This is a genomic window from Bacillus sp. FSL K6-0268 (genome assembly GCF_038005425.1).
Classification (GTDB): Bacteria; Bacillota; Bacilli; order Bacillales; family Bacillaceae_G; genus Bacillus_A; species Bacillus_A thuringiensis_S.
On record NZ_JBBOTF010000001.1, the window covers coordinates 5730340 to 5743584 of the forward strand.

Sequence of the window (13245 nt, forward strand, 5' to 3'; positions counted from 1 at the left end):
TTAACCACCTTCTTTTTTCTTTCTTTGTTTCGGCTGTCCTGTACTCGAGCGGGTGGTAATCATCGAAATAGGAAATCTTACAAAAGAATCTTTTAACTCTTGGAGACGAAATGGTGCGATTGGCATTCCATATGGTGAACCATAGGAAGTTAGTGAAACAAAATGAGCAAATAAAAGCATTAATCCACTAACAATACCTACAATCCCATAAAAGTAAGCCAATAACATCATTGGAAAACGGATAAGGCGTATAGAACTTGATAAATCATAATTAGAAACAATAAATGAAGCAATGGCTGTAATAGATACGATAATAACCATAACGTTACTAACAAGACCAGCTTGAACAGCCGCCTGTCCAATTACAATCCCTCCAACGATTCCAATAGTTTGTCCAATTGGTTGTGGTAAGCGAATGCCAGCTTCACGTAGCATTTCTAGTGTAATTTCCATTATAAAAGCTTCCAATAAGGGGGAGAAAGGGACTTTGACTCTTGATGTTGCAATAGAAGTGTATAAGTCTATAGGAATAATTTCAAAGTGAAAAGAGACTATAGCAATATAAAATGCGGGTAAAAAAATAGCTATAATAAATCCTGCAAATCGTAATAAGCGAAAAAATGATGCGATGAGCCAATGAATATTATAGTCATCTGGGGTTTGAAAAAATCCAATCAAATTCATAGGAACAACCATTGCACCAGGTGATCTATCCATTAACACTGCTACTTTCCCATCAAGTATATGATTTGAAATGGCGTCTGGGCGTTCGCTTAAATAAGCCTGTGGAAAAGGAGTCCAATTTTGATCTTTTGTATAATTAGATAGCTCTCCAATACTTAATACCGCATCTGTTTTGATTTTACAGATTCTAGTTTCTATTTCTTGGACTACATCTGCGTTTGCTACATCACCTAAGTAAATTAAATAGACTATAGAAGTGGCTCGTTCTCCAATCGTCAGCTTTTTGATCTTTAACTCTGTAGAAGGAATATATCGACGAATAAGACCTATATTTTTTGTGGCATTTTCAATAAATCCATCATGGGATCCTTTAATAGTAACTTCTGAAATTGGCTCTTGAATCGCCCTTTCTGCCCAGCCTTTTGTGTTTATTAGAAGTGACCGCTTTTCTCCCTCCATAAACAGTACACATTGCCCCTCAAGTAACCCTTCTTTAATTTCATTCCATGTATATACTATTTTGGTATGAGTAGCAATAATATTAGAATTAAATATTTGACTGTCTTCATTTACTTCTTGTAATAATGGTGTAACAACATTGTTTTTTAATGCAACACCATCTGTAAGGCCTTCAAAATAATATAGTAAAATATTCGTGTTTGTTTTTAATTGCAAAGGATGTTCAATTAAATCTGCACTAATATCAAAGATATTATCTAGTGTATTTTTAAGTTGTTTTAAGTTACTTGTTTGAATCTTTTCAATGGTTTTATCTGTCTTAGTTTCTAAGGTCTCTTCATTTAAGGACAAAATTGACACCTCTTTAATATATAACGATTAGTTGTATTTATTATTTTTATATGATTGAATTTTATTCACTAATTTAAACTAATTGGAGATAAGAATTAATAAATTTGATGTGCTATATTATTAATTCAATAATTGAGAGCAAAAAGCAGATGTAATTTGTGTGGAAATTTAAGTATTAAGATAGAATTGAAATTTGAATGATTATAATAAAAAGAACCCTTGATAGGTTCTTTTTTAGTTGGTAAATATGTTGTCAACAATAGATGGCGATAAAGGTAGTAATTTAGATGTCTTTATGTTAATCAGCTAAATTTTGTAGGAAGAATTCATTTTTCATTTATTTGGGTGTTCTAGTGTATTTGAATTTTGCGCACTAACAAATTTTGTTTAGGGACAAAATGCATTTTCTTAATTATCAGAAAAAATAGCGCAACAAAATTCCTATTAATTATTTTGGTAGGTATCAAATATTTCTTTGGCCTTATTTTCTTGATATTACCGTACGTTTATATGTTTCTAAGGGAAAGAAATACTTTCATGTTACCATCTATTGTTTGATTAAGATGGTAACATGAAAGTGAAACGTTTACAACCAGAAAATAAAGAAAAAATATTAAAATGCGACTTTTTTCGACAATTATTCTATGTTTATATTTAATTTTATTATAGGAAAAGGCGGAGGGAAGCGGACCTTTTCCTATAAACTGTTTTGTTGGAATTAGAAATAACTAAAAAAGTAATAATAGCTTAAAATTAAAATGAAATTCAATGATAAAGTTATTATTGAATTTTTGAACCTCAGGTGTCTTGAAAGTATGGTCAAATTTTAATCCACTTTGCATTTCTTCCTTTTGTAACTAGCTTAATATGGCCAAACAGTTGCAAGGAATTTAAAGCCTTACTGATTGTACTCTCTGCAATGTCTGGATAAGTGTTACGAATACTTTCTTTAGTAAAGGGTTGTTTTTGTTTAAGTATAAAATCCTGAATTCTCTCAACTTTAGTATGTTTACATATAGAATCTAGAACTGTGTTATGAAGATCTTTGTAAGCCTCTAATATAATGGTTAAAAACGTTTTTAACCAAAAGCTATTATTATGTTCCTCGCAGTACCAATTCACCGAAGATTTATAAATCGAATTGTAATAATCAGATTCATGTTTCTTAATATATTTATCCAAACATACATATTTTACAAATGTATGTCCACTCTTAATTAACAGCAATTGCATTAACATAAATGCCAACCTGTTATTACCTTGATTGAAAGGGACTATGCAATAAAAATTTAATATAAAACGAGCTATTAATAAAAGTGAATGAAGCCCCTTACTAGTATTTAATGAGTTGTATTGATCACATAATTGCTCCATAAACTGTGGAATAAGTTCATGTGGAAGAATGCGGTAACTATTCAAGTGCATTCCATGTTCTGGAATTCCTGGAATAATAAAAGGTTTTTCACGCCATTTGGCACTGTCAGAGGTAATGTAATGTATTAGTTGAAAATGTAATTCCTGTATAGTTGCTGGATTGATTAATAAAGTACAGGAGTTTTTATGTACAAAAGAAAGTGTTTGATAATAGCAAAAAATAGCATCTTCCGAAATATTTTGAGGTACGATATCATCTAAAATAAGTTCTTTTAATCTTTTATTAGGAACTTTTATATCCTCGTAAATAGTTGTGAAATTTTTTATGTAATGTAGTGGTATAGTTTTTTCTAAGCTATTAAATATGTCCTTGTTTTGTTCCTGATAAGCAGCTAATTTTCCTTTGAATTCGCTAATTTCACTTATTAAATTTATTAACCTCCTTTTCAATTCAATATTTTTATACTTATCATCAAAAAAGTCTCTCATTTTTGTTCCCCCTGTAACCCCTTAACACGTTGTTGCATATATCTTTCCATTCTAAAGGTATTCCACGACATCATTGTAAAATAACGACATTTTCGTTCTGATTTTAAATATATATCAGAATCTATATTTTTATTTAACAATTAAAACATGGAGATTATAAAGAAGAATCGTTAGGATTCAATTTTAATAGGCATAATCCTAACATCAAATGTACAAATGTACAATAAAAAATATAAAACTATCGACTCTTTTGAAAGATTATTTAAAAGGGTTTTAAGAAATTGTAGGTATAGAGTGCTTTAGTTTAGCAGTAAATATTGAAGTGGTAATAAAGTTTTCATAGGTAATCATAAAGTAGATAAACTATTAATTTGTGACAATTATGTGTCTAATCTATTATATACTTTTATGAGAATTCTAAAATTAAATCCTAAAGAGCTGGATTTTCTATATTTATCATAAAGATCAGAAGAGGTGTGTTGATGAAATGTATCATTTTATATAAAAATATGTAACGTTTAATACTCGTATTGTAAAATATTTTGACATACGTTAATTTAAATATTAGGTACAGGAACATTTAATAAAAACTCAGTACTAAAATACCCTTTAAACGTTTCACCCTAAAATCGTTCTCAAGCACACTGAAGTTCATCCTTTGTTTCTGTGCCTTATTAGCTAAAAATAACATAATAAATTGTTAAAATGTGATAATTAAAAATGGGATTTTAAATCTTTTCTCTTTTCTTAAACGTTAACAATCTCTTGATAATTTGTTTAAAGTAAGGAAATACAGGATAGAAAATAGCTATTAATAAAGAAAATACAGTTAAGCTAGATACCTTAAGCTATTTTATGAGTAATTAAGCGTTAGTTTGAATTAGTAGGGGTATTATATGTGTTTTAACCTCAAGTGTAAATGTTTAAGGTTAAAGGATTTGTGAGTGGTATAAAAGCAAAAAAGTCTGGAAGAAACGGATATAATCGGTTTCTTCCAGACTTTTTTGCTTTTTGTAATATAAAAAATTTATTTTTCCTATATGAGGAATTTTTTTGTTTTAATATTTGAATTTTTTGTGAAATTAAACGGAGTTTTTATTCTTCTTTTAATACATAATGTTACAAAATTGCGTAATTGTATTTACTTTATTTTTATAGGAGATTAAAAATAATAATAAATGCACCAATTTATGAGAGATATTAATATATTAATTGATGATTTGTTCGTTTATCCTTATATTGCTATTATATTAGCGAAAGCAATATATTGGGGGGACAAAAATGAAATTGAAATTAACATCTAAATTGGAAAGATTAAGAACAAGTAAAAAGGGGATTGGTGCTTGTGTTTTGGCTGCAGGCATGACGGCAATCACAATGGCTCCTCAAAGTGCGTATGCACATGGGTTTGTTGAAAAGCCGAGTAGTCGTGCTGCTTTATGTAGTCAGAATTATGGGGTATTAAATTTAAATTGTGGAAATGTAATGTACGAACCTCAAAGTCTAGAAGCACCTAAAGGATTTCCAGATAGTGGACCGATTGATGGGAAAATCGCTTCGGCAGGAGGGTTGTTTGGAGGTATTCTTGACCAACAAACATCAAATCGTTGGTTCAAAAACACAATTAAAGGTGGAGTAAATACATTTACATGGAAATATACAGCAGCACATTCTACAAGTAAATGGCATTATTACATTACAAAAAAGGGATGGGATCCTAACAAACCATTAACACGTGCTGAATTAGAACCAATCGGAACTGTGAAACATGACGGTTCGGCTGCATCAAATAATTTAACACATACAATTAATGTACCAACTGATCGTAATGGTTATCATGTTATTTTAGCTGTATGGGATGTAGCAGATACGTCAAATGCTTTTTATAATGTAGTTGATGTAAATTTAGTAAATAATGAAACTCCTGATACAGTAGCTCCAAGTCAACCAACTGAATTAAATGCCTCTAAAGTTTCTGCCAATAGTGTTGAAATAACATGGAAGGCTTCCACTGATAATATAGGTGTAAAAGAATATCAAGTGTTACGTAATGGAGAAGTAATTGATACGGTACCAGGTACAACTTTTATTGATAAAAAATTAAAAGCAGATACGGAATATACTTATACAATAAAGGCATTAGACTCTGCTGGAAACATATCAAAAGAAAGTGAAAAACTGAAGGTTAAGACAACACATACAATCCCCGATATAGAGGCTCCAACTCAACCAAAAGGATTACATAGTATGGGTACAACATCGACAACTGTTGATTTAATGTGGAGTCCGTCAGAAGATAATGTAGGTGTTGACCATTATATTGTATATAGAGAAAGCGCTGGGGTTATGAATAAAATTGGAACAGCGGCTAATACATCCTTTATGGATAAAGATTTGAAGGCTAATACATCGTATAATTATGTAGTGACGGCGGTTGATTTAGCTGGAAATGAATCTAGTAGAAGTGATGTTTTGAATGTAACAACAAAGTCAGAGAATTCCGCATATGAAAAATGGGATGCAAGAAAAGCATATACTAAAGGTGATAGAGTAGTACATGAGGGGAAAGTGTACGAAGCGGTTCAAAATCATCAAGGAAATGGCGACTCAAATTGGATTTTTGCTTTATCGCTTTGGAAGCCAGTTTTGAATAAATGATAAGCTGAAAAAGATAGTTTACAATTTTGGATTGCTCTTTAAAAATTAAGGGCTGTTCCAAATATAATTATCTAATGGATTAAATGATATGTTAATAAAGTGAAACTGTAATCAGTGGAGGTTTTGTTCATCCCCGACTGATTATCAGCCCTCACCAATCGGGCTTTTACGGGCGCCCGTTAACGCGGGATAAAATTTAATCGCTATCCTAATGTTTACGAAATGAAATTAAAAAAAGAATCCCAATGGAATTCCATTGGGATTCTTTTTTTCTAATTTGTAATAGCGTAAATTTTCACTGTGAATTTGCTAGTGGCACCAATTGGACTTGCAATATAATATTTAGTATTTGTGTAAGCTTCAGTCTTAGATTCATGTGAAATATTCTTCCAACGAGTGGAATCTATTCCCAGGGAAACATCAATCATTACATTGAAAGAAATAGTAGAAGGATAATCTTTTTCTGAAGGCTCAATAACCCATTTTAATTCTTTTGTACCTACAGGTAAACTATCAATTTTAAAGTTTTGGCTGGATCGATTTTGTTGCCCTGATAAAGGACTAGATTCAGATGCTATTTGCGAAATTAATATTTCTTTTTCATTTGAATGTATACCATTTAATTTAATGATACTATCAATTAAACCTGGACCAGGAAAATCAGCTGCGATGATACCAGAATGTTTAATTGCGCCTTGTTGTAAGAGTTCGGTCCCAAGTATATTCATCCCCCCATAGTATACTTGTCCGTTTCTATCGCGAGGGAAATCACTCCACGCATTAGTGGAATTCGTTTGAATCAATTTAGGACTACTGTCAGTATTTCTGCCTTCTTTTCCGCTTGCAACAAACCAAGGATATACATTATTTAAAAATGCGGCTGCGCCCCCCGTACCACTAAAATGGTTGAGGTGAATTTTTCCATTATTAAAGTTAGTATTTGTATTTTGTAGATGGTTTTTTATCGCAATCCATTTTGTGTATATTTCGTTTGGTCCGCTTCCAATTTCAAATTTATCTTGTATATTCAAACCTTCGTAATCAATCCCGTACAATTGAGTGGATGTAAAGTTTTGTAAGATTACAATTTTCCCGCGGGTATCTCCTAAAGTAGGATTATTTCTATCTGAAGTTTGTACGGAATTAGGATCCCAAAAATATGAAGCATTAACGTTTTTGTATTTTAAAAATATCTCCTCAAATGATAGAGATCCATTTTCAGGAGTAGTTTCTTCTTTTAAGCGCATTAATATTGTTTCTGTTGGATGAGCTTTTAAAAATTGAATGGTCTCTTTCAATACATCTTCAAACACAGCTTTTTGATTTACAACACCATGATACATTGCAAAAGAATCTTTTACACGTTTAACACGCATATCTACATATCGAATTCCGGAATTTAATTGTTGGGATAAACTCATAGTTTGATTTCTTGTCAAATTTTCATCAATAAAACTTGCTCCATGTAAAGCCATTGTACCGTGAGTCCCTGGAATAGATATTTCACTTATTTTTGTTGAATCTTCTATTTTCGCCATCCACGATGGATTTTGATACCCTATATTGGATTCATAGGAGTAACCTGGATGACTATTAGCTAAAATAGTAGATGGTGTACTTAAACTTGCTAGTGTAATACAAGTAAGGATACTAATTTTAAAGAAATTTCTCATTTTTATTTTGTTCATTTTTTCTCTCCTGACCTTTAAACAATTGTTAGATAATTTTTTACTATATTTATTGTTTTTCATTCTTAAGATAATAAATTTTTGTATTTGAAAATAATTAACAATAGGGGGAGTAAGTTATTTGAGACTTTAATAATTTGTTATTATAAATTGTCTCTAATAGCCAAATGGATTATTGAAAAATCGAAGTATAGCCTCCCAAAAAAACAACTGTTTATTGCATTGAATACAAACAAAACAGAAGTCCTAAAAAAGACTTCCATTTTGTGACATATAATGAATAATAAGGTGGTAAACAAATCAAGATAATGTGATTGAGTGGTAAAAATTTATTAATAGCTGTTTTAGAATCTCTTATAACAAGGCTGATTACAAAAAGCGGATCTCTACACTGCTAATAAAAATTGAAAAATTCTACTCATTAAAACTTAGACTAACTACAGTTGCAATTGATTGGGCTGCATGTTCCCAGCTTCCATCTATAACTTTACCAATTTGCTGACCAAGTGTATTTAAATCATTTGGATTAACTGGAATTCCATTATACGCAGCAAGAATTGATAAAAGTGGAGCGGCAAATGGTGTCCAACCACCTCTATCAATATTAAATACAGGTTTATCTAGTACCTTTCCATCTTGTACTGTAAACTCATAATAAAATTGATCATCTGGACGAAAACTTAAATGATGAGAAATTTGCCCCTTAACATATTTTTTTCCTGCACCTAGGTTTACTACTTCTATTTCTTTTACATTAAATTCATGTTCAAATACTTTAATTTTTTTGACTTCTGGACCATTTAAGGCAGCTTGAACGGCTGTTTCCAAATTATTTTGTGCCAAAGGTTGAATACTCGATTGTGCCTCTTTGTGTTGAATAGGAGCCTCTTTTTCTGCAGCAAACACCGAGGTAGTAGGTAGTGCACCTGTAGCTAACGTAGCGGCAAGTGCTGTTGTCATAATGATTTTTCTTTTCATCTTCATAGTTTTTCTTCCTCTCTTAAAGTTATGATATATAATCTTTTAAAGACTGACACGGTGCAATTTTTTTCATAATGCACGTAAAAAATTAGTTTAAGAATTATGTGAAATCTTGTCAGAAAATTAAAGTTAATTATATATGTATTTAAGATGATATCTATCTACACATATTTTTTCAATTTTTAGATAAATGAAATAGTAATGACTTCTTAAGAATTAATTTAGCACCTTGTTTATCTAGAAAAGTCCTATAAACACATTTAATTCATAGTAAAAGTAATATATTTGATATTAAATGTCTTGCATAATGCGATAAAAATTCACAATTTTTTTATCATTATATACAGAAAAAGGTAACGAAACTTAAGCGATATGTAATACTTGTCATAGTTGTGAATTATGTAAATCTATTTAGTGTAACAGCTAAGATGTTAGATCTTGTTTTTCTTAAAAACATTACTTATTCGGATTCATGAAAAGGATTTTAATGGATTAGTTTGATTTGATATAAAAAGAGGACGCATTTTTATTTGCGTCCTCTTTTTATGATAATTTATTTTACAAGTTAAGAAGAATCTTTGATCATCTAAATAAATTCTATCACCCTATTAGGAGATGCTAGTAGAACAATATGGACTTTTATTTAGTTCATTTTCTAACAGTTCGTTTAATTCAATACTATAGGCAAGCATAGTACTTAGTTCAGAACCTTCTTCTATTGTTTTATTGATAATACTCTTTCTTGGTACTATTCTAAGTATTTTTCAGCTAGGTAAGAGGGGTATGTTGAAATAGGAGGGCCCATCTTAAAGTAGGATAAATTGGTCTTTGAAATCGGTATACAGTTCTTTAATAAATATAGTTTTTGCAATATATCTTTATCTATGGGATGAAGCATATAATCTGTCATGATGAAATAATTGTGATGGTAGATAAATACTTTTCCTTCTGGTAAAACCGCGTGACGAGATAAATTTGGATAAATAGGTGGTCCATCTGAAAATTGATTTAAACTACGTTGTGAAACTTTAATAATTTCTTGAACTGAAAATTTAAATTTGCGAAATGCAATGGTGTCAATAAATGGACGTTTTTGATTATTTTCTATATAAAATAACTCTCCTTTTTCACTTTGCACAACCCGTAGATTTGGAATTGACTCTGTAAGGGTTATGGGGGGCCCTTCTGTATATTTGTAGATAAATGGATCGGGAATTAAGACAATTTCATTTTGATTATATTTGAAGTAAGAAAGCATATCTTTCGAAATAAGCCTGCGTTTAAAGTTATCAATTAAAAATACTTTACCTTGTGAATTACTAAATAAAATACCATTTAAATCTTTTGAAGGGAGGTTAGCATATAGGTTTTGGAAAGAGAATGGTGTTTTAAAAGTAATATCGAGCACTTTGTTAATGGGATAAAAAGGTTGAAATGTATTTAGGCGTTTCCAAAACATTGCATCTCCAGCAAACCAATATAAAGGATTTGTATCCCAATATCCACAGTACTTTTCATAGACTTTTAATAATATTCTTCTAGTATGCATAATTGAACAATGATCTACAACATTAGCAGCTGTATATAAAATTTCCGAAGCTTCTCTCACAAATTCATTTGTAGGTTGTAGGTTATAATCAACATATTTTACGTATTGGGAAGAGTAGACTACATCAATTTCAGGATGTTTTTCTAAGAAAGACAACATTTCAGCTAATCTGTTTGGAAGGTATATAGTATCATCTGTTAAATAGCAAATATAATCCCCACAAGTTAATGGTAGTGCCTCATTGATAAGTGTTGCATATCTTGTAGTTTTATATCGTTCATCATCTTGTATAAAACTATTCGTATAAGTAATTCGAGGATCCTCTAGATAATTTTTTATGACATTTATAGTTTCTGGACAGGAGTTATCATCCATAATAAAAAGTTCCCATTCTTTATAAGTTTGCATTAGAACACTTTCAATAACTTGATTAATTAATGATGGCTTATTATAACTAGTAAGGATAATTGATATTTGGGGTTGCAAAGTCTTCACCTCTATTGAGAATATTGAATGTGTTTTTCTAGTGAAATCTAATAATTAAAGCTTTATCGACACTTTCTTTTTTATACTTAAATAATTTATGACTTTTTCATAGATATGGTATGGACTATAGTGGAGAAAAAAGAGACATGGGTGAATATAAATACTGCTATTAATTTTTTATAGATAAAGAAACCTTTTTTAAAATTATCGGAACGGTTTGTCCTTTCTATTTATATAATAACGTAACTGTTTTTGTATTTATTGATAAGGAGGAGAGAGAGATTTGCCTAAAATTTCAGTTATAATGACAAGTTACAATAAGCCTGCGTTTGTTGAAAAATCTATATTAAGTGTATTAAACCAAACCTTTCAAGATTTCGAGCTTTTTATAATGGATGATGATTCAGATGAAATGACCCAGAAGGTGATTCAACCATTCATAAATAATGAAAATGTACATTTTTATAAAAGTAATGTAGCTCATATTTCTGAAAGGACAAAAAAAGTAAGATATGCCGCTTTAATTAATGAGGCACTTAAGCATGCTAAAGGAGAATATATAACTTATATTACAGATGATAATCAATATGAAGAAGAACGTCTTAAAAAGATGTCTAGTTATCTTGATGAGAATAAAGATGTTCAAATTATTTATTCTGCATCAAAAACGATTCATATAGATGAAACAGAGATGCCTATTAAAACGGTTGAGAGACCTGCAAAAAAAATTACGAATAATGCTCCATGTACAATTGATCATTGTTCTATTATGCATAGAGCATCTGTTTTACCAATTCTTGAAAAAAGGTGGAATTCTTATTGGGATGAAGATCCTCAGTTTTACCGGATAGGAGATGCACGCTTCTTTTGGAGATTAAATCACTATTGGGATTTTTATCCCTTAGATGAAATTTTAGATATCAATTATATTACTCCCCATTCAATACATGCGCAGTTATTTGCAGAAGAAAAAAATGAATTTGTGCAATTATTACCACCACAAAGAACATGCAAAGAATTAAGGGAAGACTTAAGAAGAAAAAGAGGGTGAAAAATTGAGTGACATTTATTTGAAAAATTACTGGCTATTAAATTTAGAGTATATAAATATTTTTTCAAGGTTAAAGCATTATAATATTCCTTTACCATTACTGAGTAATTTTTATCAATATTTAGATGAAGATATAAAAAATAAAATGAAAGATAATAATTTTTACAAGCAATTGTCAATTGAGCCAATAGCAGAAACACAGTTACAGTTAGAGTTTGAAAAAATAATGTCTGTATTTCAATCAAAAATAAAAAGAAAAAACCAAAATGGAGCAATCCTCCTAAATTCAGATTATCTCCGTTTTTCAGTAAGTAACTTTACTCACTTTAATCCAAATCAAACAAAGATATTAACTAGATCAAAAAAGACCGAACTCTATGGTCTTCCTACAGTTTGTGCACCAGATTATATAAATAAATCTGCTAATACCGCACATGTTTTTATAGAAAAAGCTAAAGAAATCTTTTTAAAGTTTAATAAGCACCCACTATTTTCAAACCTCTTTTTTCAAAAAAAATTACTAAGCGACCTTCCTATCATGATTGAGAAACTTAATATGGCTCATTTTATTTTTAAAGAACAAGATATTTCTGGTGTGATTGTCGGTACTACGGAAGATATAACAAGTAGAGCTCTTACTTTTCTTTCTAGTAGTGAGGGTATACCGAGTTATTGTCTGCAGCATGGTGCAGTAATGGGGGAAGAAGCATACTTTCCGGTTTTCGCAACAAAACAGGTCGTATATGGGAAATATGAAGAAGATTGGTACCTTCAAAAAGGGGTCAGTGAATCTCAAATCGAAATACTAGGGCACCCCAGATATGATGAGATCTTTGATAGAGTATATATGGATAAAAAGAATCTTTTTAATAAATTAAAAATAGACCCCTCTACAAAAGTGGTTTTTATTGCAACCCAGCCATTTAAAACTTCATTTTATACTGAATTGACAGAAAAGTTAGTGGAAGACAAAAATATTACGGTTATTATAAAACCACATCCTTGGGAAAAAGGGCGTAATTTAGTGGGAGAATATATTAAGTTAAGTAACTTATATCCTAATGTTAAATATATAACAAATGAAATAAACATATATGATGTTATTTTACATGCAAATCTTGTGGTTATCTCAAATTCAACAGTGGGATTAGAGGCAATGTTATTAGATATACCTGTAGTTGTTTATAAATCTTTATTAGAGGAAAGGGATTATAAATATTACGATACATTAGATTGGCTTGTAAATCATTCTATGGAGGATATGACTAGCACGATTAAAAAGGTTCTAAATAATCCTTTACAATCAAATTTAGCAAAAGAATTAAGAAGAAAATTTATTAATGAAAACTATCCGCAAGAAGCATGCACAAAAAGATTAATAAATTTAATTCAAATTGAAAAAGATTAAAATCGTCACCATTTATAAATATTTGAAGTAAAAGATTATATCCTCAGTTTTCAATGATTAATATGTA

At 30.2% G+C, this 13245-nt stretch carries 8 protein-coding genes; 3 read left to right on the forward strand and 5 right to left on the reverse strand.

The features are described from left to right. Together MHI28_RS29785 and MHI28_RS29790 are read right to left on the reverse strand one after the other, a co-directional pair. Complete coding sequence (locus MHI28_RS29785; RefSeq protein WP_340828417.1) at window positions 1–1494, reverse strand: spore germination protein; 1494 nt, start codon at window positions 1492–1494, stop codon at window positions 1–3. 819 nt (window positions 1495–2313) lie between these two features. Next, a complete protein-coding gene (locus tag MHI28_RS29790; RefSeq protein ID WP_001204206.1) occupies window positions 2314–3357 on the reverse strand; it encodes a Fic family protein in 1044 nt (347 codons plus the stop codon). Between the two features lie 1281 nt (window positions 3358–4638). Here MHI28_RS29790 and MHI28_RS29795 point away from each other — a divergent pair. After that, window positions 4639–6015, forward strand: coding sequence for a lytic polysaccharide monooxygenase (locus tag MHI28_RS29795; protein WP_000769023.1), 1377 nt, complete (start codon window positions 4639–4641; stop codon window positions 6013–6015). Between the two features lie 272 nt (window positions 6016–6287). On the opposite strand, the gene MHI28_RS29800 is transcribed toward MHI28_RS29795, so the two are convergent. From MHI28_RS29800 to MHI28_RS29810, 3 genes are all read right to left on the reverse strand, one after another. Beyond that, window positions 6288–7703: a phosphatidylinositol-specific phospholipase C gene (locus tag MHI28_RS29800; RefSeq protein ID WP_001033595.1), complete on the reverse strand. Its 1416-nt coding sequence runs from the start codon at window positions 7701–7703 to the stop codon at window positions 6288–6290. Window positions 7704–8117: 414 nt separating this feature from the next. After that, window positions 8118–8687 (reverse strand): hypothetical protein, encoded by a 570-nt coding sequence (locus tag MHI28_RS29805; RefSeq protein ID WP_000782791.1) that lies wholly within the window; start codon window positions 8685–8687, stop codon window positions 8118–8120. 745 nt (window positions 8688–9432) lie between these two features. After that, window positions 9433–10719 (reverse strand): glycosyltransferase family 2 protein, encoded by a 1287-nt coding sequence (locus MHI28_RS29810; RefSeq protein ID WP_001183018.1) that lies wholly within the window; start codon window positions 10717–10719, stop codon window positions 9433–9435. Window positions 10720–11002: 283 nt separating this feature from the next. Between MHI28_RS29810 and MHI28_RS29815 the strand changes: the two genes are divergently transcribed. Together MHI28_RS29815 and MHI28_RS29820 are read left to right on the forward strand one after the other, a co-directional pair. Beyond that, window positions 11003–11770, forward strand: a complete 768-nt coding sequence (locus MHI28_RS29815) for a glycosyltransferase family 2 protein (RefSeq protein WP_001124407.1) — start codon at window positions 11003–11005, stop codon at window positions 11768–11770. 4 nt (window positions 11771–11774) lie between these two features. Then, window positions 11775–13178 carry a CDP-glycerol glycerophosphotransferase family protein gene (locus MHI28_RS29820; RefSeq protein WP_001280558.1) on the forward strand — a complete coding sequence of 468 codons (1404 nt, stop codon included), beginning with the start codon at window positions 11775–11777 and terminating at the stop codon, window positions 13176–13178. The last annotated feature ends 67 nt before the right edge of the window (window positions 13179–13245 follow it).

Excerpts from the sequence above, each read along its gene's own strand:
- MHI28_RS29790 (WP_001204206.1), bottom strand. The coding sequence starts at position 3,357 with ATGAGAGACTTTTTTGATGATAAGTATAAAAATATTGAATTGAAAAGG.
- MHI28_RS29795 (WP_000769023.1), top strand. The coding sequence starts at position 4,639 with ATGAAATTGAAATTAACATCTAAATTGGAAAGATTAAGAACAAGTAAA.
- MHI28_RS29800 (WP_001033595.1), bottom strand. The coding sequence starts at position 7,703 with ATGAACAAAATAAAAATGAGAAATTTCTTTAAAATTAGTATCCTTACT.
- MHI28_RS29805 (WP_000782791.1), bottom strand. The coding sequence starts at position 8,687 with ATGAAGATGAAAAGAAAAATCATTATGACAACAGCACTTGCCGCTACG.